This window comes from Streptomyces sp. NPDC032126, assembly GCF_055580085.1.
Window position 1 is genome coordinate 414,374 of sequence record NZ_JBVIMA010000007.1, and the last position, 24,900, is coordinate 439,273.

Sequence of the window (24,900 nt, forward strand, 5' to 3'; positions counted from 1 at the left end):
ACAGCCGACACTCCACGCGCACTGCGGAAACCGGGTGCACAGGGGGCCCGCTTGCCCGATCATGGCGGCATGTCTGCCGCACACCCCCACGACGCTCTGCCGATCCGGCTCACCGTCGACGACTCCGACTCGCCGTCCGACGTCGTCGACGCGCTGTTCCTCGGCCGCTTCGCGACGGGCGAGCAGCCGTTCTCGCACGCGGCGAACATCGACCGCGTGCGCTCCGGCGCGACCCTGCTGCCGCCCGACGCCCGCGTGCTGCGCGTCGCCCGCGACGACGACCGCAGCGCCACCCTGGCCGAGGGCGAGGGCTGGACGCTGCTGGTCTCCCGCTGGAACCGGGGCGCCGACGTCACCGTCACGGCGACCAGCGCGGAACTGGCCGCGCAGGTGCTGAACCAGGCCACGGACGGCGCGGCGGACGAGCCCGAACCCCAGCCGGACAACGTGACGATGGGCTTCTGGTACGTCTCCCCGCGCCGCGGCCCGCACCGCACCACCCGCCAGATCTCCGCGGGCACCTGGGACGAGGTGCGCGCCAACTACACCGCGCCGGTCGCGGACGCCATGGACCGCCTGATGGCGACGACCCCGCAGGACATCGCGGGCCGGCTGCTCCTGCTGCACGGCCCGCCCGGCACCGGCAAGACGTCCGCGCTGCGCACCCTCGCCCGCTCCTGGCGGGACTGGTGCCAGGTGGACTGCGTCCTGGACCCGGAGCGGCTGTTCTCCGACGTCGGCTATCTGATGGACATCGCGATCGGCGAGGAGGACGCGACGGGCAAGGGCCGCTGGCGGCTGCTCCTGCTGGAGGACTGCGACGAGCTGATCCGCGGCGAGGCCAAGCACACGGCCGGACAGGCCCTGTCCCGGCTGCTCAACCTGACCGACGGACTGCTCGGCCAGGGCCGCAACGTCCTGGTCGGCGTCACCACCAACGAGGACCTGGAGCGTCTGCACCCGGCCGTCGTCCGCCCCGGCCGCTGCCTGGCCCGGATCGAGGTGGGCCGGCTCGACCGCGCCGAGGCGGTGCGGTGGCTGGGCACCGAGGAGGGCGTCGGCCGCGACGGGGCGACCCTGGCGGAGCTGTACGCCCTGCGCCGGGGCACCTCACCGACCTCGCTGCCGGAGCCGCGGGAGACGTCGGACGCGGGGCTGTATCTCTAGATCCGGGGTGCTTTGATGGAGGTATGCCCCTGTACGTCGGCACATCCGGGTGGCAGTACAAGGACTGGAAGGGCGTCCTGTACCCGCCGGACGTGCCGACGCGCCGGTGGCTGGAGGAGTACGCCACCCACTTCGCCACCGTAGAGATCAACAACGCGTTCTACCGGCTGCCGACGAAGGAGACCTTCACGGCGTGGCGGGACCGGGTGCCGGGCGACTTCGTGGTCGCGGTGAAGGCGAGCCGCTATCTCACCCACATCAAGCGGCTGAAGGACCCCCGGGAGCCGGTGGAGCGGCTGATGAGCCACGCGGCGGGCCTGGGCGACCGGCTCGGCCCGGTCCTCCTCCAGCTCCCGCCCACCCTGCGCGGGGACGCGGAGCTGCTGGACGACTGCCTGGCCCGCTTCCCGCGCGGCACCCGGGTCGCCGTCGAACCGCGCCACGACTCCTGGTGGACGCCCGAGGTCCGGTCGGTGCTGGAGTCCCGGGGCGCGGCCCTGTGCTGGGCGGACGCCCGCGCCCGCCCGACGACCCCGCTGTGGCGCACCACCGACTGGGGCTACGTCCGCTTCCACGAGGGCCGGGCGCACCCCTGGCCGCAGTACGGCCATCGCGCCCTGGAGACATGGATCGACCGCATCGCCACGACCTGGCGGGCCGGGGACGACGTGTACGCCTACTTCAACAACGACCCGGGCGGGGCCGCGGTGCGCAACGCGGAACAGTTCGCCCGCACGGCGAGAAGAGCGGGCCTACGCCCGACACGCACCGAACTGGAGCCGGTCGGGTGATCCCGGCCCGAGGCGGGCGCGGGGCCGGGCTCAGCCCTCCTGGTGAGCCGCGGCCCGAGGCGGCCTGGGGCTGGGCTCAGCTCTCCTCGTGAGCCGCCCGCAGGGCGTCCCGCACGGTGGCCAGTGCCTGCTCCTCCCCCAGCCCCAGCCGACGGGCCCGCTCCACGTACGCCTGCGCGGCGGCGGCCAGCTCGCGCTGCGCGGCCGGGCCGGCGGCGGCGACATACGTGCCGTGCCGCCCCCGCGTCTCGATCACCCCGTCCGTCTCCAGCGCCCGGTACGCCTTGGCGACGGTGTTCACCGCCAGCCCCAGCGACTCGGCCAGTCCCCGCACGGTCGGCAGCCGGTACCCCACCGGGAGCGCGCCGGACCGCGCCTGCTCGGAGATCTGCGCCCGCACCTGCTCGTACGGCGGGGCGCTGTCGTCGATGTGGATCTTCAAGGTCACGCTGCGATTGTCCCGTACCGGCGGGAGAAGTTGTTCCGTGCCGGCTGGAGAAGGCGAGGCGGAAAATGGGAGGCACCCCGGCGCGTCCCCCCGTAGCGTGCGCCTCCATGACCATGTCCGTACGCGATCTGCGTCCCGACGCACGAGCCGACGCCGAGGGTTTCTCCCGGGTCCGCCGGCTCGCCCTGCCGTTCATGCTGTCCACCCCGGAGTCGGTGCTGCACGACCTCGCCCATGTCCATCCCGACGCGCGGTTCCGGCAGCTCGTCGCCGTGGACGACGGCGAGATCGTCGGCGCCGCGCAGGTCGGTCTGGCCCATGACAGCCCGGAGCCCGGGCAGGGCCACCTCACCGTGTACACGCTGGCCGAGCGGCGGCGGCGCGGTGCGGGCACCCTGCTGGTGCAGGCCTGCGAGGAGCATCTGGCCGCGCTGGGCGTGACCAAGGCGTTCGCCTGGGTGCTGGACGAGCCGGACAACCGCGCGTTCGCGGTACGCCGTGGCTATGGCCCGAGCCGCGCGGCGCACTTCCTCCGGCTGGACCTGGCGCACGGCACCCTGCCCCCGCTCCAGGACGTCCCGCCGGGCGTCGAGCTGCGCACCGCCGCCGACTTCGCCGACGACCCGCGACCGCTGTTCCAGCTGGACGCGGAGACGGTGTCCGACGAACCCGGCGACATCGCCACCGAGTTCACGGACTACGAGGCGTGGGTCGAGCACCACTGGAAGCACCCGTTGCTCAGCCTGGACCTGACGTCGGTCGCGGTGGCCGACGGCCGTCCGGTCGCCTTCTCCGTGGCCTACACGGACGGGGCCGCCCGCTATCACACGGCCATGACCGGCACGGCCCGCGCCTTCCGCGGCCGCGGCCTGGCCAAGCTGGTCAAGGCCGACTCCCTGCACCGCGCTCGCACCGCCGGGATCACGGAGGCGTACACGGGCAACGACACGGACAACGGGCCGATGCTCGCGATCAACAAGTGGCTGGGCTACGAGGTCTGCGCGACGGAGGTGCGCTATGTCCGCGAACTCGGCTGAGACGGCCGCCCCGGTGGACGTCGTCCTCGTCAAGGGCGGCCGCACGAAGATCCGTTACGCGGCGGAGCTGCTCTCCGACGACGGCATCCGGGTCGCCGTTCGGGCCGCCTGGGCCGGGGAGGGCGTACGGGACTTCGGCTTCGTGCGCTTCGAGCCGGGGGACGTCTTCACGGAGTACTACTGGCGGGACCGCTGGTACGCCGTGAAGGAGGTCCGTGCCGCGTCCGGCGCGCTCAAGGGCTGGTACTGCGACATCACCCGCCCGGCCACGCTCTCGGGCGGCGAGCTGATCGTCGAGGACCTCGACCTGGACCTGTGGCGCTCGGCCGACGGCTCGGACGTACGGCGGCTGGACGAGGACGAGTTCGCGGAGAGCGGCCTGGCCGAACGGGACCCGGAGGCCGCGGCGGCCGCAGTGAGGGCCCTCGACGACCTGGAGAGACTCGCGAGGGACCCGGACGGCCTGCAGCCGCTCCTGACCTAGGGCGGGACCGGCCCGGGGTCGCTCCTGCCCGGGCCGGACCAGCCTGGGGTCACTCCTGGCCCAGGACCCCCACCACCGCGTACCGCTCGTCCTCCACCGGCTTCCCCCACAGCGCCGGGTCCTCGGACAGCCGCTCCACGCGTACGTGCCCGGTGAGCGGGGTCAGCAGGGAGGTGAGTCGGTCGGCGGGTATGCCGACCGGGGTGAGCGTGCCCCACACGCCCTCGACCAGCACGAAACGTCCCCCGGGCCGGAGCAGGCCACGCCAGTGGCGCAGGACGCGCGCGGGGTCGGGGAGGGTCCACAGCACGTGCCGGACGAGCACGGTGTCGAAGCGGCGCTCCCCCACCGGGGGTGCCGCGGCGTCACCGAGGAGGAACTCCGCGTCATGCCCGGCGAGCTTGGCGCGGGCGCGGTCGAGCATGGGGGCCGAGCTGTCGACGCCGGTGACGCGGTGTCCCTGCGCGGCCGCGAGGAGCGACAGGCTGCCGGTGCCGCAGCCCAGGTCGAGGAGGTCGCCGGGGCGCCCGGGCAGCCAGCCGCGCAGCCGGTCCGCCCAGGCCGCGCGCACCTTGGGGTCGCGCAGGCCGTGGTCGGGTTCGTCGTCGAAGCCGGGTGCCTCGGCGTCCCAGTCGACACTCGTCGTCATGCTGTCGTCACTCGCGTTCGTCATGCCCCCAAGGGTGACAGCCACCACTGACAGTCCGAATCGTGACAGCCGCCACTGACAGACCGGTGGTCGATGAGGAACTCTCCTCCAAAGGGTCTATCTCCGTGAGAACGCGGAACTCGGTAGTCCCTCAAGGAGGCAGCCATGCGCCGTGTGACGTTGCAGAAGCCCCTGAAGAGGACCGACAGCCGCAAGGTGCGCGACGAGGCCGACGAGCGCCCCGCCGGACGCCCGGAGGTCCGCAAGGACATCGCGCGCACCTGGTGGCCGGACGGCTGAGCCTGCCGGTCAGGTCAGCCGCTTGCGGTAATGGACGCGGTCGTAGGGCCCGTCCACACGTCGTTCCACGACGTCGTAGCCGTACTTCGGATAGATCCGCTGGTTCTCCCACATCAGGGCGTTCGTATAGAGCCTGACCTCGGGCAGGCCGAGCGCACGCGCGCGTGTGTCGACGAACTCCAGCAGCCGCCGTCCCGCGCCCGTGCCCTGGGCGTCGGGGTGGACGGCGATGCTGTCGAGGAAGAGGTGGTCGGCACGCGCCTCCAGCACGACGAGGCCGACGACCGGATCCCCCGTCACGAAGACCCGCCCCGCGGCCACATCGGCGGCGTGGTCCGCCTCCATGGGCTGCGGCACCACGCCGATGCGCTCGATGTAGTGGTGGTAGGCGGCGTCGGTCACGGTGCGCACCGCCGGCACGTCCGCCGCCGTGGCGGTTCTGATCTCCTCGTTCGTCATGCCCCGCACGGTATCTACCTGATCTCACGCTGAGCACTCCCTTAAGGCGACCATAAAGATCGCCAGGGGCCTCCTGCGGCGGGGGATTTCACGGTTTCGTGGATCCGGCACCGCGGGACCTGACCGGCGGCTCAGGCCGGTCAGGCCGCGGTGGCGGGGTGGCTCAGCTGAACACGGACGCGCAGGTGGTGTCGGTGGCGTGGGCGGGGTCGAGCGCGTTGGCCACCTCGTGGAAGGCGATCCTGTCGGTCAGCCCGACCAGGGCGTGTTCGGAGAGGTCGAGCGGGCAGAGGTCCTGCAGGAGCACGTTCTTGACGTCGGGTCCGCTGAGGAACGCGGTCCGCCACGGTGTGACCACCTCGTCGTACTGGGTGGCGATGACCGTGTAGTGCACGCCGGGGACGGTGTCGCCGCCCGCGTTGAGCCTGGTCATGAAGTCGGAGCCGACGATCTGCTGGGCGAGGGCGGGGGTGGCCAGGGTGAGCAGCTTCTCGGCGCCGGGGAAGTACGGCAGCAGATGGGTCAGCCCACTGAGGGTGGTGCCGTGGTTGTTGGGCGCGATGCCGACCAGGGAGTCGACCTTGGCGGCGCCGCCGAGGAACTTGAGGTAGTAGCGGGGCATCATGCCGCCCTGGGAGTGGCCGACGAGGTCGGCCTTGGCGGCGCCGGTGGCGCTGAGCACCTTGTCGACGAAGGTGGAGAGCTGGGCGGCGGACTGGTCGATGGGGCCGAGGGCGTGGAAGAAGGGCACGCCGTCGAGCTGGCCGTAGTCGAGGGAGAAGACGCAGTAGCCGCGGTCCTCCAGGTAGGGCGCGAGAGCGAGCCAGTTGTCGACGGAGTTGGCGAGGGTCCCGTGGACCAGGACGACGGGGCGGGGGTGGGCGGCGGACGGCTTGCAGGAGTAGTCGTTCCAGCCACTCGTGGTCGTCGAGGCGTGGGCGGAGGCGGTGGGGAGGGTGACGACCGCGGCGGCCAGCAGCAGTGCGGCCAGCGGTCTGAACACTCGCTTCCAGGGCAGCATCGGGTGATCTCCTTGCGGCTCAAGGGGGAAGGTGCGAGGGCCTTACTCCCAGTGATCCGGATCACGTGGATGCTGTTCATTCGTCAAGTTACGGGCGAGTAGCCCACGTGTGAAGTTACGCGTCAGTAAAAAACTCCGTCACCAGGTGGGCCTGATGGGACCATGGGGGGCGATACGTGCCAAACGGTCGCGCAGCGCGCGCACTTCACCCTCGCCGAGCAGCTCGGCCCACGCCTCGACGGCCTCGGCGGCCGCCTCCTCGGCCGCCCGGGTGCACTCCCGCCCGCGCCCGGTGAGCACGATCAGCCGGGCCCGCGCGTCGCCGGGGTGCGGGTGCCGTTCGACATACCCCTTGCGCACGAGCTCGTCGACGAGCTGACTGGCCGCCTGTTTGGTCACCCCGAGATGGGCGGCGATCTCGGTCACCGTCGCACCACCCGGCGCGATGCGCGCGAACACGAAGCCGTGCGCGGGCCGGATCTCCGCGAAACCCCGGGCGACGACGCCGTCCTGGATGCGCTGGGTGAGCTCACCGGCGACGGCGAGCACCACGGCGGACAGGGCAATGGCTTCCGAGTTCTGCACGAGGGCATTGAAACACCCTTGACTACTTGGTCAAGCAGCTTGACCATATAGTCAAGTTGCTTGACCATCGCTGCGAGGAGTCGCCGTGCCCGTCATCCGTTCGTCCGACGCCGTGACCCATGAGATCCACGGCGCCCGCTTCGTCTCGTACGCCAATCCCCTCACCGGCAGCAAGGAGCTGTGCGCCTGGCGGGGCGAGATCCCCGCCGGAACCAAGGCCCCCGCGCACACGGTCAGCCGGGAGGAGATCTTCCATCTGCTCGTCGGCGAGCTCCTGATCACGCTCGACGGGGAGACCCACCGGATCGGCGCGGGGGACACGGTGATCATCAATCCGGGTGCGACGCTGGCCGTCGAGAACCCGACCGATCACACCGCGCTGTCCTGGGTCACCACCTCGATCGGCCTGGAGGCGGTGATGGCCGACGGCACACGCATCACTCCTCCGTGGGCCAACTGATCCGCTCCGCGCGCAGTTCGGCGCGGACCAGCTCCAGCAGGCGGCCCGTCCAGTTGCGGCCGCGGTCGTCCAGGGTGTCCCGCCAGTAGGGCGCGTCGGAGTAGCCGGTGTAGCTGATCGGCGCGTCCCCAGTGCCGAGCAGGATCTCCGCCAGGCCGGGGTGCTGGGTGAACTTCGCGCGCAGCAGCCCGGCCATGACGGCGAGGCGGACGGACGGCCAGTCGTCGCGGCGGCGTGCCAGGCCGCCCCGCTCGTGGGCGTCACGCGGGTCCTCGGTGTCGCGGACGGCGATCCGGTCGGCCTCCTCCGCCGTGGACAGGGCCCAGTAGGCGTGCAGGACGGAGGGGTAGGTGTCGCCGGCGAAGCGGACGGGCGAGGGATGGTCGTTGCGCAGCACGAACGGCCCGGGTTCCGCGGGCCGTCCGTTCGGGAAGACGGTCTCGTGCAGGACGACCGCCGGGCCGCCCGGCGTCTCCGGTTCGTCCGCGTACCGGACGGCCAGCCGACGCCGTTGCTCCTCCCGGCCCTGCTCACCGCGGATGAAGTAGTCCAACGCCCACTGGTGCATGTCGGCGGTCGCCACGGGGCCGTCCCCGTCGACCCGTTCACCGATGTCGGTGAACAGGATCCGCAGGGGGCGGTCCTGGAGGTCCATGTCGCCCAGACAGTAGATGCGCCGGTGCGGCGGGAGCGCCAGATAGGCCTCACGGAGCCGGGCGCGGCCCGCCTCGGTGGGGGCCTCCGCGTAGCCGCGGATCGCCTCGCGGCAGCGGTCGTACGAGGTCGTCCGGCCCGCCAACTCCTCGATCTCGTCGGCCACTTCGAGCAGAAAACCCTCCGCGGTGAGCGGTTCGCCGCTACGGGACTCCCACCGGTTGGCGGGTTCCTCCTGCGGCGGCGCCGCGGGGTCCCGGAGCACGACCTCGCCCGAGTCCAGCAGCCGCCTCAGCCCGTCCGGATCGGTCTGGCGCTCACAGCGGATCGTGCCGTCGGCGAAGACGACCAGGTCGTCGACGAAGTAGGTGTCGCTCCAGCGGTGGCGGCGCCAGACATGGCACCACACCCCGTCGATCCGCTCCCCGTCCACCCTCTTGTACGTCGGTCCCCGCCACATCATCCGCGCACCTTAGCCGTCACGCGGCCAGCGTGCCCGGCATTATCGCCCCCGCTCCGAACTTCGCCCGTACCCGGTCGGTGACCTCCTCGACGCGGCGGAGCTTCTCGTCGGCGGGGTCGAAGGTGAGCTGGTAGGAGGCGTCCTCGGCCGGGGTCAGGCCCTCGGCGCGCAGGGCGATCGCCCGGACGCGGGCGCGTTGCAGGCCGAGGGCCTCGTACAGGGCGTAGGCCGTCCTCGTCAGCGCCGCCGAGTGCGCGGTCGGCTCCTTGAGGGTGCGGCTGCGGGTGGTGGAGGTGCGGTCGGCGTAGCGCACGGTGAGGGTCAGGGTGCGGCAGACCTTCTCCACGGCGCGCAGCCGGGCGCCGATCTCTCCGGCGGCCGACAGCAGGGCGCGCCGGTGCCGGTCGGGGTCCAACTCGTCGCGGTCGAAGGGGCGTTCCGTCGCGAGGGAGCGGGAGATCGCGTTCGGGACGACCCGGCCCCGGTCGAGGCCGCCGGCCTTCTCGCGCAGCTCGCGGCCGGTCCGCGCGCCGACCAGGCGCTGGAGCGTGGACAGGGGCGCGGCGGCGACCCGGCCGAGGGTGTCGAGGCCGTACTCGCACAGGGTGCGGGCGGTGGCCGTACCGACGCCGGGCAGCGCGGCGACGGGCTTGCCGGAGAGGAACGCGGCGATGCCGTCCGGGTCCTCGGGGACGGCACAGGTCGCCCCGGGACGGGCGTCGGCCAGCGCCATACGGGCGAGCAGCGGGCCGGGTCCGGCGCCGATCGCGCAGTCGACGCCGTACAGGGCGAGGGCGCGCACCCGGATCACCGCGGCCAGTTCGGCGGCGGTGCGCCCGAAGTACCGCTCGGCGCCCCGCAGATCGGCCAGCGCCCGGTCCGGCGGCAGCGCCTCGACGACCGGCGTGAGGTCCTCCAGGAGGCCGAGCAGTCCCGGCAGGGCGGCCTCGTGCGCCGGCGGCAGCTGGAAACGTACGCAGAGGATGGTCATCCCGCACTCCCCGGACTCTGGTGCCACAACTTCCGTACCTTCGCGGGCTCTTCGCCCGCCGGGCGCAGATCGGCCCATGGATGCAGTTCGTATCCGGTGGGCAGGTGGATGCGCCTGCCCCCGGTCGGGTCGCCGTCCGGCCCCGGCGGCACCGGTGCCGGCTCCGCCAGCCGGGCCGCCACCTCGTCGAGGCCGCCGTCGGCGCGCAGTTCGACGAGTTCGGCGAGGTTCCAGGCGGCCGAGCCCACCACGCTGAGGCTGCGCGGGCCGCGCCGCTGCACCACCCCGCGCACCAGCAGCAGCCAGGAGTGGAAGACGGTGTGGGCGCAGGTGTCGTGGGAGTCGTCGAAGAAGGCGAGGTCGACCAGGCCCGTGCCGTCGTCCAGGGTGGTGAAGACGACCCGCTTGCCGGAGCGGATCGGCGGGGTCTGGGTGGCCGCCTTGGCGCCCGCGACCAGCACGGTCTCCCCGTGCCGGGCCTCGCGCAGCCGGCGGGCCGGGACCACGCCCAGCTCGTCGAGGAAGGCGCGGTGGTCGTCCATCAGATTGCGGGAGGCGTCCATGGACAGCACGCCCAGTTCGGCGCTGAGCTTCTCGGTCTCCGACAGGTCCGGCAGTCCGGCGGAGGCGGTCTTCCGGCCGCCGGCCAGGGGGAGCTGGCCTCCGCCGCCGCCCCGGGCGCCCCGGTGCAGTTCGGTCAGGTGCAGTTGCAGATCACGCCGGTTGGCGCCGAAGGCGTCCAACGCGCCGACCTGGGCCAGCCTCTGGGCGAGCGGACGGCTCGGCCGCGCCCGTTCCCAGAAGTCCAGCAGGGAGGCGTAGGGCTGGCCGTCCGCGATCCGCGCGGCCTCGGCCTCGCTGACGCCGTAGACGTCGGAGAGGGCGAGCCGCAGTCCCCAGCGCCCGGGAGAACCAGGGGATTCAGACACCAGTTCGATGCGATGGGCGACCCCCGACAGGTTCACGTCCAGCGGCAGGATCGGCACCCCGCGCCGCCGCGCGTCCGCCAGCAGCAGCCGCTTCGGGTACATCCCCGGGTCATGGGTGAGCAGCCCGGCGTAGAAGGCGGCCGGGTGATGCGCCTTCAGCCAGGCGGACTGGTACGTCGGTACGGCGAAGGCGACCGCGTGGGCCTTGCAGAAGCCGTAGGAGCCGAACGCCTCGATGATCTCCCAGGTCCGCTGAATCGTTTCCGCGCTGTATCCCCGCTCCGCCGCGTGCTGGGCGAACCAGACCTTGATACGCCCCTGCGACTCGGGGTCGGACAGCCCGCGCCGGATCCGGTCGGCCTCGCCGCGTCCGCAGCCGGTCATGATGTCCACGATGTCGATGATCTGCTCGTGGAAGACCACGACCCCGTAGGTGCCGCGCAGCGGCTCCTCCAGGTCCGGGTGCGGGTACCTGACGGGCGCCCGCCCGTGCCGCGCCTCGATGAACGGCCGCACCATGTCGGCGGCGACCGGCCCGGGCCGGAACAGCGAGATGTCGACGACCAGGTCGTGGAACGTGGCGGGCTGAAGCCGCCCCACCAGATCGCGCTGCCCCGGCGACTCGATCTGGAAGCAGCCCAGCGTCTCGGTGGAACGGATGAGCCGGTACGTCGCCGGGTCGCCCGGCGACAGCGCGTCCAGGTCGATCCGCTCCCCCGTCGCGCGCGCCACCTCCGCGACCGCGTGCGCCATCGCCGACTGCATCCGCACGCCCAGCACATCGAGCTTGAGCAGCCCGAGGTCCTCCACGTCGTCCTTGTCGAACTGGGACATGGGGAACCCCTCGCCGCTGGTCGGCACGACCGGCGTACGGGCGAGGAGGGAGGCGTCGGACAGGAGCACCCCGCACGGGTGCATGGCGACCCCGCGCGGAAGGGCGTCGAGGGCCTCGACCAGCTCCCAGAGCTTCCCGTACTTCTCCCGCTCCCCCGCGAGCTGCCTGAGTTCGGGCAGTTCGTCGAGCGCCGCGCGGGCGTCGCGGGCGCGGATGTGCGGGAAGGACTTGGCGATGCGGTCGATGTCGGCGGGGTCCAGGGAGAGGGCGGCCCCGACGTCCCGCACGGCATGCCGGACCCGGTAGGTCTCCGGCATGGCGACGGTCGCGACCCGCTCGGTGCCGAACCGGTCGATGATCGCGCGGTAGACCTCCAGCCGGCGCGCGGACTCCACGTCGATGTCGATGTCGGGCAGCACGATCCGCTCCTTGGACAGGAAGCGCTCCATCAGCAGCCCGTGTTCGACGGGGTCGGCGTGCGCGATGTCGAGGAGGTGGTTGACGAGGGAGCCCGCGCCGGAACCCCGGGCGGCCACCCGGATGCCCATCCGCCGTACGTCGTCGACGACCTGAGCGACCGTCAGGAAGTAGGAGGCGAAGCCGTGGTGGGCGATGATGTCCAGCTCGTCATGCATCCGCTCCCAGTACGCGGGGCGGTCGGCGTAGCCGCGCAGCACCATGCCGGCCACCGCCCGCGAGGCCAGCGCCCGCTGGGCGGTGCGGCGGCCCGCGCCGACGAGGTGCGCCTCGGGGAAGTGGACGGTGCCCATGCCGAGGTCGTCCTCGGGGTCGACGGCACAGGCGAGCGCGGTGTTCTGCGTCTGCTCCAGCAGCCGGTGGGCGGTGTCCCGGCGGAAACCCGCGGCCTCCACGATCCGTTCGGCCGCCTGGAACATGGCGGTGGGGTCCTTGAGCCAGGCCTCGCCGGAGTCCAGTTCCTTGGTGGGGTCGATCGGGACCAGCCGGCGGGCGGCGTCCAGCACGTCGGCGACCGGGCCCTGGCCGGGGTCGGCGTACCGGACGGCGTTGCTGAGCACCGGCCGGATCCGCTGCTCGGCGGCGAAGCCGACGGTCCGCGCGGCCAGGCGCAGGGAGCCGGGTCCGGTGCCCTCGCGCCCGTGCCAGACGGTCTCCAGGCGCAGGGCGTCGCCGTAGATCTCGCGCCAGGGGGCGAGGAGCCGCGCGGCCCGGTCCGGGCGGCCCGCGGCGAGCGCGCGGCCGACGTCGGAGCCGGGGCCGAGCAGGACGGTCAGCCCGTCGCCGTGGTTGTCGGACCAGGGCAGCAGCGGGGTGCCCTCGGCCGTGTGGGCGGCGGTGACCAGGCGGCACAGGCCGGCCCAGCCGGCGGCGCCGTCCCGGGCCAGGAAGGTCACACGGGGTGTCGACTCGTCGACGAAGGCACCTCCGCGCACCGGGGTGCGGCGCCTTCCCCCTCGTACGGGCGTGGCCCCGGCCGGTGACGCGACCGCCAGATCCACGCCGAACAGCGGGCGGACGCCGGCCTTCGCGCAGGCCTTGGCGAAGCGCACCGCGCCGGCGAGGGTGTCGCGGTCGGTGAGGGCGAGGGCGTCCATGCCCCGCTCGAAGGCGCGCTCGGCCAGCCGCTCCGGGTGCGAGGCGCCGTAGCGCACGGAGAAACCGGAGACGGTGCGCAGATGCGTGAAGCCCGGCATCCGCACCTCCCGCTATCGAACATCCGTTCCCAACCTGCTCACCCCCACCATAGACCAAAATCCGAACGCCTGTACGACAACCGTTCGGCCGTCTCCCACCTGCGGAAACACCCCTGTGCCCGGACTGTGGGGACATGACACAGTCCTCCTTCCTCGACGAGGTGAAGGACGCGGTCACCCCGCGGGCCACGCTGCTGGTCGTCGGCGTCATCGCGCTCTCGCTGCTGTTCATCACCTCCTATGTGGGAGCACTGCACGACCCGAAACCCAAGGACGTGCCCTTCGGGGTGGTCGCGCCCCCGGCGGCCGCCCAGCAGGCGGTGGCCCGGCTGGAGAGGCTGCCCGGCGACCCCCTGGACCCGCGCGTGGTCGCCGACGCGGCGACCGCCCGGCGGCAGATCCGGGAGCGGACGATCGACGGGGCCCTGATCATCGACCCGGCCCGCACCACCGACACCCTTCTGGTCGCCACCGGCGGCGGAAAGGTGCTGGCCGCGACCCTGGAGGCGCTGGTCGCCGGCCTGGAGAGGGCCCAGTCGCGCACCCTGCGGACGATCGACGCGGCCCCGGCCGACCGACAGGACGCCAACGGACTGTCGTCCTTCTATGTGACGGTCGGCTGGTGCGTGGGCGGCTATCTGTGCGCGTCGATCATGGTGATCAGCTCGGGCGCGGCCCGCTCCACCCCACGGCGCGCGGTGATCCGGCTCGTGACGATGGCCCTCGTCGGAGTCGTCGGCGGACTCGGCGGCGCGCTGATCGTCGGCCCGGTCCTGGGCGCGCTGCCGGGCAGCTTCGCGGCCCTGTGGGGGCTGGGAGCGCTGATCGTCTTCGCGGTGGGCGCGGCCACGCTCGCCCTCCAGGGTCTGTTCGGACTCGCCGGCATCGGCCTGGCCATCCTGCTCGTGGTGATCCTGGGCAACCCCAGCGCGGGCGGCGCCCTGCCACCGCCGATGCTCCCGCCGTTCTGGAGGGACATCGGCCCGGCGCTGCCACCGGGCGCGGGCACCTGGTCGGCGCGCTCGATCGCCTACTTCGAGGGCAACGACATGACCGGCTCGATGCTGGTGCTGTCGGCCTGGGCGGTCGCCGGAACCCTGATCACCCTGCTGACGGCCGCCCTGCACGCCAGACGGGCGGCGTCCGGCCCCGATGAGGGGACCGCACACCGCCCGGCGGGCGCTCAGGCGCCGTAGGGGACGCCGCCGCTCGGCTGCGCGGATCGCTCAGCCGCCGTAGTACGCCCTGCGCATCAGCTCCTCCATGTCCTCCAGCATCGGCATCCGCGGGTTGGCGGGCGCGCACTGGTCGGCGTAGGCGTTGACCGCCTGCTGCGGGATGGCGTTGAGGAAGGCTTCCTCGTCGATGCCCGCCGCCTGGAAGGAGGCCGGGATACCGCAGCGCTCGCGCAGTTCCTCCACGGCCCGGGCGTAGGACTCCACGCCCTCCTCCGGGGTGGCGGCCGGCAGGCCCAGCATGCGGGCGAGGTCCTGGTAGCGCTCGGGGGCGCGGTAGGTCTCGGCCTTCGGCCACGGGGTGGCCTTGTGGGTGACCTTGCCGTTGTGCCGGATGACGTGCGGCAGCAGCAGCGCGTTGGTGCGGCCGTGGGCGACGTGGAAGGTGTTGCCCAGGGTGTGCGCCATGGCGTGGACCAGGCCGAGGAAGGAGTTGGCGAAGGCCATCCCGGCGATGGTCGACGCGTTGTGCATGCGCTCCCGGGCCTTCGGGGCCCTGGCGCCCTCCTTCACGCAGGTCTCCAGGTTCTCGAAGATCAGCTTGATCGCCTGGAGGCACTGCCCGTCGGTGAAGTCGCTCGCGTACACCGAGACGTACGCCTCCGTCGCGTGGGTGAGGGCGTCGAAGCCGGAGTCGGCGGTCACCGTCGGCGGGAGGTTCATCGACAGGACCGGGTCGACGATCGCCACGTGCGGGGTGAGCGCGTAGTCCGCGAGCGGGTACTTCTGGGCCGCCTCCGGGTCGGAGATGACCGCGAACGGGGTGACCTCCGAGCCGGTGCCCGACGTGGTCGGGATCGCGATCAGCTTGGCCTTCTCACCCAGCTGCGGAAACGTGTAGGCCCGCTTGCGGATGTCGAAGAACTTCTCCTTCGTGTCCGCGAACTCCACCTCCGGCCGCTCGTACATCAGCCACATGACCTTCGCCGCGTCCATCGGCGATCCGCCGCCGAGCGCGATGATGGTGTCCGGCCGGAACTCCCGCATCTCGGCCGCGCCCGCCCGCACGGTGGCCAGCTCCGGGTTGGGCTCGACGTTGTCGATGTACTGCAGCAGCACCGGCTCCTCACGGGAGTTGAGGATCTCGGTGACCCGGCGGACGAAGCCGATCTGCTCCATCGTGCGGTCGGTGACGACGGTGACGCGGTGCACATCGGGCATCGCTTTCAGATAGCGCAGGGCGCCCTTCTCGAAGTAGATCTTCGGCGGCACCTTGTACCACTGCATGTTGTTGTTGCGCCGTCCGATCCGCTTGATGTTGAGCAGATTGACCGCCGAGACGTTGTTGGACACCGAGTTGTGGCCGTACGAGCCGCAGCCCAGGGTGAGCGAGGGCAGGAAGGCGTTGTAGACGTCGCCGATGCCGCCGAAGCTGGACGGGGCGTTGACGATCACCCGGATCGCCTTGACCCGCTTGCCGAACTCCTCGGCGAGCTCCTCGTCCTCGGTGTGGATCGCGGCGGAGTGCCCGAGGCCGTCGAACTCCACCATCCGCGTGGACAGTCGCAGGCCGTGCTCGATGTCGTCGGCCTTCAGCGCGGCCAGCACCGGGGACAGCTTCTCCCGGGTCAGCGGCTCGCGCTCGCCCACCTCCGCGCACTCGGCGACGAGGATCGAGGTGCCCTCGGGCACGGTGAACCCGGCCTGTTCGGCGATCCAGACGGCGGACCTGCCGACGACCGCCGCGTTCAGCTTCGCCCCGGCGCAGCTGCCGCCGTGGGCGCCGACGCCGAAGAGGAACTCCTGCAGCTTCTCCTTCTCGCCGGCGGTGACGATGTGCGCGCCCAGCCGCCTCATCTCGGCGATGCCGGCCTCGTACAGCCCCTCGTCCAGGACGATCGCCTGCTCGGAGGCGCAGATCATGCCGTTGTCGAAGGCCTTGGACAGGACGACGTCGTGGATCGCGCGGGCGAGGTCGGCGTCCGGGGCGACATACGCGGGGACGTTTCCGGCGCCGACGCCGAGGGCGGGCTTGCCGCACGAGTAGGCGGCCCTGACCATCGCGTTGCCGCCGGTGGCGAGGATGGTGGAGACGCCGTCGTGGTTCATCAGCAGCCGGGTGGCCTCCATCGACGGCTCGTCGATCCACTGCACACAGCCCTCGGGGGCGCCGGCCGCGACCGCCGCGTCCCGGACGATCCGGGCGGCCTCGGCCGAGCACCTCTGGGCGCTGGGGTGGAAGGCGAAGACGATCGGGTTGCGGGTCTTCAGGGCGATCAGCGCCTTGAAGACGGTCGTCGAGGTCGGGTTGGTCACCGGGGTCATCGCGCACACGACCCCGACCGGCTCGGCGATCTCGGTGACACCGGTCAGCTCGTCGCGGTGGATCACACCGGCGGTGCGCAGTCCGCGCATCGAGTGGGTGACGTGCTCACAGGCGAAGATGTTCTTGACGGCCTTGTCCTCGAACAGACCTCGCCCGGTCTCCTCGACGGCCAGCCGGGCCAGCTCCCCATGGGCGGCCAGTGCGGCCAGGGACGCCTTCTTGACGATGTGGTCGACCTGCTCCTGGTCGTACGTCTCGAACCGGGCCAGCGCCTCCAGCGCGTTCCCCACCAGAGCGTCCACTCGGTCCTCGACCGATATGACCTGCATGGCAGGCCTCCTTCTCACGGCATCGGCGACTTGTCCGTGCTCATCTGTGTCACCTCCATTCGACACCGGGGGCGGGCGGCGGTGGGCATGAGAACGGCCCTGTACCGGGGGCCCAAGGTCCCCGGTACAGGGCCGTACGGAGGTCCCGGCCGGGACCTCGAAGGGGTTCTAACCGATCTGCGAGCCCGTCGCCGACAGGGCCTCCGTCACCGGCTGGAAGAACGTCTCCCCGCCGGAGGTGCAGTCGCCGCTGCCGCCCGAGGTGAGGCCGACGGCGCTGCTGCCGGAGAACAGGGAGCCGCCGCTGTCCCCGGGCTCGGCGCAGACGTCGGTCTGGATGAGGCCGTTGACGACGTCGCCGTTGCCGTAGTTCACGGTGGCGTCCAGGCCGGTGACCGTGCCGGTGTGGACCTGGGTGGTGGAGCCGCTGCGGGTGACCTTCATGCCGACGGTGGCCTCGGCGGCGCCGGTGATGGCCTGCGTGGAGCCGTTGTAGAGGTCGACCTCGCTGGGGTGGTCGGTGCCGGCGGTGTACTTGACCAGGCCGTAGTCGTCGCCGGGGAAGTGGGAGGCCGCGTTCTGGCCGATGACGGTGCCGGAGGAGTCCGTCCAGGTGGAGATCGCCTGGGTGCAGTGACCGGCGGTCAGGAAGTAGGGTGCGCCGTCCTTGACCACGTTGAAGCCGAGCGAGCAGCGGCCGCCGGAGCCGGTGATGGCGTCGCCGCCGGCGAGGAAGGGGGTGAACTCTCCCTTCGTGCGGCGTAGTTCGGCCTTGCCGCCGAGCCCGTCGACGACCTTGGTGAGCTTCGCCCACGCGGCGGAGGAGACGGTGCGGTCGGCGGTGACGACCACCTTGTCGGTGCGCGGGTCGGTCACCCAGGAGGTGCCGGCGACGGTCGCGTCCCGCTTCAGGGTGGTGCGGGCACCGCTCAGTTCGGCCAGCGAGTTCTCGACGATTCTGGCCCGCGCGCCGGCCGCCTCGACGGTCTTCGCGGCGGCCTCGTCGAGGACGTTGACGACGAGGCTCCTGGTGGTGGCGTCGTAGTAGGCGCCGGCCGCGTCGGTGCCGAGGTCCGTGCCGAGCGTCGAGGCGAGCTTCCCGGCGGCGAGGGCGGTCAGGGTGCGGGGCTGCGGGGTGTTCGTGCTCTCGCTGGCGTTGGCGGTCTGGAGGGTGACTCCGGCCGCGACGAGGGCGATCACGCCCGCGCCCGCGAGGGCGGCCCGTCGCCGGGATATGCGTCGGTGTTTCAACTCACGTCCTCCTGTGGGGGGTCGACCGGGGCGGTTGTGGGGACCGCCCCGGGCCGAAGGGCTGGGTTGACGACCGTTAACTCTTCCGAACCCCGCAGCGGGCACACAAGGTCACCCACCGGACGCACGTACGGTCTCCACCCCGCACTCCCCACACCTTCACCCCACCCGACGTCCACGGGGCCCGGGGCGCGGCGTGGCCCCACCCCAGGTCACCCCAGGTCACCCCGGCTCACCCCGGGGCACCCCGGCTCACTCCGGGTCACTCCGTCCCCTCGTCCTCCTGCCGCTCCACCGGAGCCGAGCCGGCCCGCTGTTCCGTCGCGGGCGATGGCGGGAGAGGGGTCTGGGGTCCCCTCTCCAGGAAGCGCAGCAGCTCCACCGGGATCGGCAGCACGAGCGTCGAGTTCTTCTCGGCGGCCACCGCCATCACCGTCTGGAGCAGCCGCAGTTGGAGTGCCGCCGGTGTCTCCGCCATCTGCTGGGCCGCCTCGGCGAGCTTCTTGGACGCCTGGAGCTCGGCGTCGGCGTTGATGACCCGGGCCCGGCGTTCCCGGTCGGCCTCGGCCTGGCGGGCCATGGACCGCTTCATCGTGTCCGGCAGCGACACGTCCTTGATCTCGACCCGGTCGATGGTCACGCCCCACTCCACGGCCGGACTGTCGATCATCAACTCCAGCCCCTGGTTCAGCATTTCGCGGTTGGACAGCAGATCGTCCAGCTCGCTCTTGCCGATGATCGAACGCAGCGAGGTCTGCGCCATCTGGGAGACCGCGAACCGGTAGTCCTCCACCCGCACGACCGCCTCGGCGGGCGCGGTCACCTTGAAGTAGACGACGGCGTCGACGCGCACGGTCACGTTGTCCCGGGTGATGCCCTCCTGCGCGGGCACGGGCATCGTGACGATCTGCATGTTGACCCGTCGCAGCTTGTCCACGCCCGGGATGATCAGCGTCAGCCCCGGTCCACGCACCTCGTCCCGCAGCCTGCCGAGCCGGAAGACCACACCCCGCTCGTACTGCTTGACGACCCGCGCCCCCGCCATCAGGTACACCGCGCCGGCGGACGCCAGTGTCACTCCGACCGCGACCAGCTCCTCGACCATGTCGGCCCCCAGGGTCCGCTCAGGACGGCGTACGGCTCTCGGGAGGACGTCCGCCCGTCCTTCGACGGTAACTCCGTGCGGGGAGCAAGGGGGAGCCCCCGCACGAGGGTTCGCGTGCGGGGGCTCCGATGCTTCCGGCCGGCCGGGAGCGTGGGGTCAGTAGACGTGGACCCCGTAGGCGCTGAGCGCCTCGGTCACCGGCTGGAAGAACGTCGTACCGCCCGAGGAGCAGTCACCGCTGCCGCCGGAGGTCAGACCGTAGGCGGTGCTGCCGCCGTACAGCGGGCCGCCGGAGTCGCCGGGCTCGGCGCAGACCGTGGTCTGGATCAGACCGTAGACGATGTCGCCGCCGCCGTAGTTCACCGTGGCGTTCAGCGCGGTGACACGGCCGCTGTGCGTGCCGGTCGTGGAGCCGCGACGGTAGACCGTGGTACCGACGGAGGGCGTGGCCGCGCTGGTGATGTCCTGGCTGCCCACGGCGCCCGACTTGCTGACCGAGCTGTTGGTGTAGCGGACGATGCCGTAGTCGTTGCCGGGGAAGGAGGAGCCGGCGGTGGTGCCGAGCGTGGTCGAGTGGGACGAGTTCGACCACCAGGTGCCCGCGCCGTCGGTGCAGTGACCGGCGGTCAGGAAGTAGTAGTTGCCACTGCTGTCCTGGACGTTGAAGCCCAGGGAGCAGCGCCAGCTACTCGCATAGATGGCGTCGCCGCCGGAGATCAGTTTGTTGAACCGACCCGGGGTGTGCTTGATCGTGAGCGCGCCCGAGTTGGCCCCGGCCTGCTCCTTGATCTTCGCGATCTCGGCGTTGGAGACGGTGCTGTCGACGGTGACCACGACACGGTCGGTCTTGCTGTCGACCGCCCAGGCGGTGCCGGGGATGTCGGCCTTGAGCACCGAGGCGCTGGCGCTCTTGAGCTGGGTGGTGCTGAAGGTGGTGGCGTCCGCCGCGGTCGCGCTGGGGATCGCGATCGCGGCCGCGGCCACGAGTCCGGTGGATACGGCGATCAGCCGGGTCCGTCTCGTGATGCCGCTGGTGGGGGTGGTGCGCTTGATCCTCACTTTTCGTTCCCTCCTAGGGGAATCCAGGGGCCCGCGTGGGGTCGGGGCCCGTGAGGCGCAGTCGAGGGCCACGCCATGCTCCGGATAGCGGACACGCCGTGGCCCTGACAAGCGCTGAGGGGGAGTATTCGGCCGAACGGCCGGTCGGCGCAAGGGCACCTTTCGGCCGTGCGACCTTCAACCTCCCGTCACCGAACGGCGGTTGACCACATGGAACGAATCAGTACACACCCACCCCTTACGCGCTGAGCGGGCCGCCGGAATCGCCGGGCTCCGCGCACCCCGTGGTCAAGATCAGGCCGCTCACGATGCCTCCGCCCCGACAGCGGACCGACACGTCAGGCCACCGTGCGCTCCCCCGCCTCGACCGCCACGTCCAGGGTGTTCCCGGGCGGCGGGAAGGGGCAGATGAAATGCTCGGCGAAGGCGCACGGGGGCAGCTGGGCCCGGTTGAAGTCGACCGTCGTACGCCCCTCGGCGTCGGGCGCGGCCGGGTACAGGAAGCGGAACCGGTAGCTGCTGGTCCCACTGGTGGCGTCGGCGAACACCGCCCACAGCGAGCCGTCGCCCTGCACGGACACCTGGAGCGTGAGATCCCGCCCGTCGAGGCGGAAGGCGACCTCCCCACCCAGCCCGAGCCCGCGTTCCCGTCCGTCGGCGTTCGACACCCGGACGGTACGCCCCTCGGCGTACGGGGTGAAGCGCCCCGGCACCGCCCAGCGCGGCTCGTACGGCGTGGCGTCGATGCCCCGGAACCGGCGCCTGGCCTCGGCGTCCGGGTCGTAGTCGCGCACCCCCCGGACGCCCTCGCGCACCAGCACCACCAGCCGGCGCCCGCCCCGCGCGACCCGCGCCGCGTCCACCGGACCGGTGTCGGCGCCGAGGCGCACCTCGCCGGCGAAGGGACGCCCGTCCAGGGTCAGTCCGTCGGCCTCCGTCGCGGTGAGAACCACTGCGTCCTCCTCCGCCACCCATGTCCCGGGGATGTCCGGAAGTCGACCCTCCGGATAGTCCTCCAGCCAGTACGTGCCGGTGAGCGCGAGCGGGCCGTACGGTGCCGCCACCGTCTCCTCGCGGCGCTCCTGCCACCGCTTCCACGCCTGGGACGCGTCCGTCGTCATGTGCTCCACCCTTGTCTCTCGTCACGAAGTCCGGCCCGCCCCGCTCGCACCGACCCGATGTCGGCCGTCGCGCTCATGAGACGCGTTCCCTGGGCTCGTCGGACGGGGCGGGCTCAGGGGCCTCGGGAATGAGGTGCTGTTCCGTCAGATCGCGCAGGAAGGTGAGGGCGGCCCGCGCGGCCGCGTCGTTCTGGCGGAAGGCGGGCCCGCCGGTGCGCGGCCGGGTGAAGGCGCCCGGCACCCGTGCGTCGGTGTGCGGCCCGAGCGCGAAGCGCCGAGGGTGCGGCCGGCCGTACCGGTCCAGGATCCGGCCGTCGGCGGGGTCCACCCGCAGCAGCCCGTCCGGCGTCTCGCCGACCCCTTCCTCGTGCAGGGCCCGCAGCAGCGGATCGCGGGCGCGCCCGACGGTGGGCTCCGGCAGCCGCGCCTCGACCAGCGCCCGGGCCTCGACGGTGAAGCCGGGCACGGTGGGGCTGGTGGCCCGGAACACGCCGTCCTCGGCGCGCACGGTCATGTCGGCGCCGACGAACCGCAGCAGCCCGGCCCGCGACAGCGCGAGCATCTGCCGCAGCCGGGGTCCGGGCGGCCCGGAGTCGAGATAGCTGAAGAAGCCGTGCCACCAGCCCCCGATGTCCCCGAGCCGCACCAGCTGCCCGTAGACCGACAGCAGAGCGAGGAAGACGGCCAGGTCAGGGCTGTACGAGGGATCGTGGCGGCGGATCAGGTCGGCCTCGATGTACTCCCGCAGCCCCGCCTGGAACTCCTCATGGCCGGCGTACCGCACCCCCTCCAGCGGCCGGTCCAGCGCGTCGAGGTCGAGCCGGTCGCGCGGGTCGGGCACGGCGGCCGCGATCAGCGCCTCGGCCTCGGGCCCGGTGGCCGCCGCGTACCTCGGCTCGAAGTCCGCCCAGTCCATGGCCGTCCGCTCGGGGTGGGCCGTGAACAGCCGGTGGTAGTGGGCGAAGCCCACCTCCTTGGCGACCAGCGGCCAGACGTCGGCGCGGAAGTCGAAGCCCTCCGGCCGGGCGAGCAGGGCGTCGATCTGCGCGGGCCCCAGGAAACGGGGCAGCGGCGGCCGTTCCCCGCTCAGGCCGTAGCCGATCTTCGCGTGGTACGGCACTCCGCGCCGCGATCCGACGTAGAGCACCGGTTCGCGCCCCGAGGGTATGTAGGTCTCCCCCTCGTGGTGTCCGCCGCGGCCCTCGGTGAGCAGCACCATCAGGTCGACGAAGGCGAGCCCGAAGCCACGGACGAGGACGGGTTCGCCGGGCCGCAGTGCGGACAGGTCGCTGTCGGCGGTGAAGTCCGGCGGCAGGTGGGTCAGCCCGTGCTCGGCCGCGTACGACGCCAAGCGGCGCTGTTCGTCGTCGAGTTCGGCGTCGAGATGGCCGAGGGCGAGCACCACCAGGTCGGCGGTCAGCGGGTGCGCGCGGCCCTCCAGCCAGACCTGCTGACGCCCTTCGCGCGGCCCGGTCAGCCGCACCGCGCGCCGGGGATGGTGGTGCACCCGGATCCGCGGCGGCAGCGCGGCGACGGCCCGCTCGTGCACCCAGGCCAGATAGTCGCCCTGCAGCGGCCGGTCGGCGAAGAGCCGCCCGTCGACACCCGCCCATTCGTGCAGGGTCGGGCCGGGGCGCACCGGTCCGGCCATGACCACCGTCTCGTCGGTGAACATGGTGACGTCCTCGGCGTGCGAGTTCATCCACAGCAGCGGGGACTGCGCCCGCCGCCAGATGCGCCCGGCGCCGGGTGGGTGGGGGTCGACGAGATGGATGTCGAGGTCTCTGCCGGCGTACAGCTCGGGGGCGTTGGCGGCGATGCGCTCGATGAGACCGGTCCCGCGCGGCCCGGCCCCGACGATCACGAGAACGGCGGGTGCCTCGGTGAGGGTGTCGGAGGACATGGGAAGGCTCCGTAGCGTCGAGTGGGTCGAACTCGGTGGATGCCTTCACACGGACACGGCAGAGCCCCTCAGCAGCTGCCGTCCGTCGAGACTACGGGGCCGTTTCCCCTCACTGTCAAGGCTGTCCATACTGTGAGCGGTACGTCTCAACTCGGTTGACGCATCACCGGATGCCTGTTCCACTTGCCCCATGCATCCGCAGCAGTGGCTGGTCAAGCGCTCCCACATCGACCTCGGTCGCGTGTGGTCCTCTTCCTGTTGAGCCGACTCCCCCTGCGCGCCCCCTGAATCCGGCGGGCGACTTTCGCGTTCTTCCCCTTCTCCCCTTCTTCTCTGTCTCCCCCGCCTTCACGCGCACCCCTCACCCCGCGCAGCACCCCGTCAGCAGGAGCAGTCGCACGCGCAACATTCACAGCACTCGCAGCACGAACACACGTCGCAGCAACTCCCGTCGCAATTGCCGCAGTTGGCGCAGGCACCCTCGCGCTTCTTGCGCGACCAGGGACCTTCGAACTCGTCGGCACAGCAGACCTTGCAGGTGCAGCACAGCCCGATGGCGGCCGCGCACCCGGCCCAGAAGCCCCGCTTCCCCGGGTGCGGCGGCTGCCCTCCGAAGGGAGCGCCCCCGTAGGGGTTGCCGCCCCCGTACGGGTTGGCCGGGTCGTAGGGCGTCTGCGGCCCCTGGGGCGCATAGGGACCCTGCGGCGGCCCGAAGGCACCCTCGGGGCCCAGCCCGGCACCCACCGGCCCCCGGTCCTCGGGCGCGTGCCCGCATGTCGAGGCGCCGAACGCCCGGTCCACCGACCGCCGCAGCTCGTGCGCGAGCAGCAGATGGGCGAGCTTGGCGTCCTCGAACTCGACGTCCCGCAGGGCGAGCCGGATGCCGTGCAGCGCGTCGTCGGCGAGTCGGCGGGCCTCGGCCAGGGGCGTGCCCGTGGCGGTCAACGGGTTCCAGGCGCCGGAGGCGGCGTCGGCCTGCTGGTCCTCCACGGCGTCCAGCAGATGCGCCAGCCGCCCGAACAGCCGCCCCGCCTCGGCGAGCGGTTCGGCGTTGCCGGGCCGGCCGGCGAGCACGGCGGTGTGCGCGAAGGCGGCGGCGGTGGCGGTCTCGGTCGGCTCGGTGACGGTCAGCAGGGACGTCCCGGGCCCGGCGAGGGCCTCGATGCCCACCTGCCGGTCGACCGCGTCGACGAGGAGGCCGGTGTCGAAGCCGACGGCGGAGCCACCGCGCTCACCGGCCCGCCCCCAGCTCGTGGCGACCTTGCGGGCGGCGAGCGCCATCGGACGCCGCGCCAGCAGCCCGTCGCCGTCGGCGACATGATCGCGGACCTTGGCGGAGGCGAGCACCAGCGAGACGGCGGCCGCGAGCCGCGCGCCCTCCCCCTGCGCGACGGACGCGGTGCGCATCCCGCGCAGCGGGCACGGTCCCGCCGTGCGCCGACCCGCGGTGGTCCGCTCGGCCTGAGCCTCCGTCAGAACGGATATGAGCAAACCGTCATAATTGGTGACGATCCTGGCGAACTGCCCGTGATCCCGGCGCAGCGCGAGACAGAGCCCGCACAAGTGCGCCATCCACTCGGCCTTGAGCGAGTCCCCCAGCCGGTGCTGACACGGCCTGACGATTCCGAACATGACGATCCCCCGTGCTGCCTACGACATTCGGCCGCATGCTATCGGCCGACCAT

The 24,900-nt window shown here is 72.2% G+C and carries 22 protein-coding genes; 7 read left to right on the forward strand and 15 right to left on the reverse strand.

Annotated elements, in window-relative coordinates; all coding sequences use genetic code 11:
• Nucleotides 1-69 precede the first annotated feature (69 nt).
• On the forward strand, nt 70-1,167 hold the full coding sequence (locus ACZ5NW_RS27090; protein WP_468746529.1) for a DUF5925 domain-containing protein: 1,098 nt from the start codon (nt 70-72) through the stop codon (nt 1,165-1,167).
• A gap of 23 nt (nt 1,168-1,190) precedes the next feature.
• Complete coding sequence (locus ACZ5NW_RS27095) at nt 1,191-1,958, forward strand: DUF72 domain-containing protein (protein WP_468746530.1); 768 nt, start codon at nt 1,191-1,193, stop codon at nt 1,956-1,958.
• Nucleotides 1,959-2,034: 76 nt separating this feature from the next.
• Here ACZ5NW_RS27095 and ACZ5NW_RS27100 read toward each other — a convergent pair whose 3' ends face one another.
• Nucleotides 2,035-2,406, reverse strand: coding sequence for a GntR family transcriptional regulator (locus tag ACZ5NW_RS27100; RefSeq protein WP_468746531.1), 372 nt, complete (start codon nt 2,404-2,406; stop codon nt 2,035-2,037).
• Between the two features lie 107 nt (nt 2,407-2,513).
• Between ACZ5NW_RS27100 and ACZ5NW_RS27105 the strand changes: the two genes are divergently transcribed.
• Nucleotides 2,514-3,443, forward strand: a complete 930-nt coding sequence (locus tag ACZ5NW_RS27105; protein ID WP_468746532.1) for a GNAT family N-acetyltransferase — start codon at nt 2,514-2,516, stop codon at nt 3,441-3,443.
• Nucleotides 3,424-3,927, forward strand: a complete 504-nt coding sequence (locus ACZ5NW_RS27110) for a ribonuclease FAU-1 family protein (RefSeq protein WP_468746533.1) — start codon at nt 3,424-3,426, stop codon at nt 3,925-3,927. Before ACZ5NW_RS27105 ends, ACZ5NW_RS27110 begins: the two co-directional genes overlap by 20 nt.
• 49 nt (nt 3,928-3,976) lie before the next feature.
• Here the strand turns inward: ACZ5NW_RS27110 and ACZ5NW_RS27115 are convergent, their stop codons facing one another.
• A complete protein-coding gene (locus ACZ5NW_RS27115; RefSeq protein WP_468746534.1) occupies nt 3,977-4,600 on the reverse strand; it encodes a class I SAM-dependent methyltransferase in 624 nt (207 codons plus the stop codon).
• Nucleotides 4,601-4,741: 141 nt separating this feature from the next.
• Here ACZ5NW_RS27115 and ACZ5NW_RS27120 point away from each other — a divergent pair, with 141 nt between their 5' ends.
• The gene (locus tag ACZ5NW_RS27120) at nt 4,742-4,876 is read left to right on the forward strand and encodes a hypothetical protein (RefSeq protein WP_468746535.1); all 135 of its coding nucleotides are present in this window, start codon (nt 4,742-4,744) and stop codon (nt 4,874-4,876) included.
• Nucleotides 4,877-4,885: 9 nt separating this feature from the next.
• Here the strand turns inward: ACZ5NW_RS27120 and ACZ5NW_RS27125 are convergent, their stop codons facing one another.
• The 3 genes from ACZ5NW_RS27125 to ACZ5NW_RS27135 all read right to left on the reverse strand — a co-directional run bounded on the left by ACZ5NW_RS27125 (nt 4,886) and on the right by ACZ5NW_RS27135 (nt 6,941).
• Complete coding sequence (locus tag ACZ5NW_RS27125) at nt 4,886-5,335, reverse strand: GNAT family N-acetyltransferase (RefSeq protein WP_468746536.1); 450 nt, start codon at nt 5,333-5,335, stop codon at nt 4,886-4,888.
• 163 nt (nt 5,336-5,498) lie between these two features.
• Complete coding sequence (locus ACZ5NW_RS27130; RefSeq protein ID WP_468746537.1) at nt 5,499-6,356, reverse strand: esterase/lipase family protein; 858 nt, start codon at nt 6,354-6,356, stop codon at nt 5,499-5,501.
• A 138-nt stretch (nt 6,357-6,494) separates the two neighbouring features.
• Complete coding sequence (locus ACZ5NW_RS27135; RefSeq protein ID WP_468746538.1) at nt 6,495-6,941, reverse strand: MarR family winged helix-turn-helix transcriptional regulator; 447 nt, start codon at nt 6,939-6,941, stop codon at nt 6,495-6,497.
• A gap of 85 nt (nt 6,942-7,026) precedes the next feature.
• Here ACZ5NW_RS27135 and ACZ5NW_RS27140 point away from each other — a divergent pair, with 85 nt between their 5' ends.
• Nucleotides 7,027-7,401 carry a cupin domain-containing protein gene (locus ACZ5NW_RS27140; protein WP_468746539.1) on the forward strand — a complete coding sequence of 125 codons (375 nt, stop codon included), beginning with the start codon at nt 7,027-7,029 and terminating at the stop codon, nt 7,399-7,401.
• Here the strand turns inward: ACZ5NW_RS27140 and ACZ5NW_RS27145 are convergent.
• From ACZ5NW_RS27145 to ACZ5NW_RS27155, 3 genes are read right to left on the reverse strand one after another with little or no spacing between them, the layout of a single operon-like run.
• Nucleotides 7,379-8,518, reverse strand: coding sequence for an NADAR family protein (locus tag ACZ5NW_RS27145; RefSeq protein ID WP_468746540.1), 1,140 nt, complete (start codon nt 8,516-8,518; stop codon nt 7,379-7,381). The genes ACZ5NW_RS27140 and ACZ5NW_RS27145 overlap by 23 nt on opposite strands.
• Nucleotides 8,519-8,534: 16 nt before the next feature.
• A complete protein-coding gene (locus ACZ5NW_RS27150; protein WP_468746541.1) occupies nt 8,535-9,509 on the reverse strand; it encodes a DNA polymerase Y family protein in 975 nt (324 codons plus the stop codon).
• Complete coding sequence (locus ACZ5NW_RS27155; RefSeq protein ID WP_468746542.1) at nt 9,506-12,946, reverse strand: DNA polymerase III subunit alpha; 3,441 nt, start codon at nt 12,944-12,946, stop codon at nt 9,506-9,508. Before ACZ5NW_RS27155 ends, ACZ5NW_RS27150 begins: the two co-directional genes overlap by 4 nt.
• Before the next feature lie 134 nt (nt 12,947-13,080).
• Between ACZ5NW_RS27155 and ACZ5NW_RS27160 the strand changes: the two genes are divergently transcribed.
• Nucleotides 13,081-14,142 carry a DUF3533 domain-containing protein gene (locus tag ACZ5NW_RS27160; RefSeq protein ID WP_468746543.1) on the forward strand — a complete coding sequence of 354 codons (1,062 nt, stop codon included), beginning with the start codon at nt 13,081-13,083 and terminating at the stop codon, nt 14,140-14,142.
• Between the two features lie 30 nt (nt 14,143-14,172).
• Here ACZ5NW_RS27160 and adhE read toward each other — a convergent pair whose 3' ends face one another.
• From adhE to ACZ5NW_RS27195, 7 genes are all read right to left on the reverse strand, one after another.
• Nucleotides 14,173-16,776, reverse strand: coding sequence for a bifunctional acetaldehyde-CoA/alcohol dehydrogenase (gene adhE / locus ACZ5NW_RS27165; protein ID WP_468746544.1), 2,604 nt, complete (start codon nt 16,774-16,776; stop codon nt 14,173-14,175).
• A gap of 168 nt (nt 16,777-16,944) precedes the next feature.
• Complete coding sequence (locus tag ACZ5NW_RS27170; RefSeq protein WP_468746545.1) at nt 16,945-18,027, reverse strand: S1 family peptidase; 1,083 nt, start codon at nt 18,025-18,027, stop codon at nt 16,945-16,947.
• Nucleotides 18,028-18,289: 262 nt separating this feature from the next.
• Nucleotides 18,290-19,132: a slipin family protein gene (locus ACZ5NW_RS27175; RefSeq protein WP_468746546.1), complete on the reverse strand. Its 843-nt coding sequence runs from the start codon at nt 19,130-19,132 to the stop codon at nt 18,290-18,292.
• Nucleotides 19,133-19,288: 156 nt separating this feature from the next.
• Complete coding sequence (locus ACZ5NW_RS27180; RefSeq protein WP_468746547.1) at nt 19,289-20,191, reverse strand: S1 family peptidase; 903 nt, start codon at nt 20,189-20,191, stop codon at nt 19,289-19,291.
• A 338-nt stretch (nt 20,192-20,529) separates the two neighbouring features.
• Nucleotides 20,530-21,312: a DUF1684 domain-containing protein gene (locus tag ACZ5NW_RS27185; RefSeq protein ID WP_468746548.1), complete on the reverse strand. Its 783-nt coding sequence runs from the start codon at nt 21,310-21,312 to the stop codon at nt 20,530-20,532.
• A 73-nt stretch (nt 21,313-21,385) separates the two neighbouring features.
• Nucleotides 21,386-23,215: an FAD/NAD(P)-binding protein gene (locus ACZ5NW_RS27190; RefSeq protein WP_468746549.1), complete on the reverse strand. Its 1,830-nt coding sequence runs from the start codon at nt 23,213-23,215 to the stop codon at nt 21,386-21,388.
• Between the two features lie 381 nt (nt 23,216-23,596).
• Nucleotides 23,597-24,847: a DUF5685 family protein gene (locus tag ACZ5NW_RS27195; protein WP_468746550.1), complete on the reverse strand. Its 1,251-nt coding sequence runs from the start codon at nt 24,845-24,847 to the stop codon at nt 23,597-23,599.
• Nucleotides 24,848-24,900 lie beyond the last annotated feature (53 nt).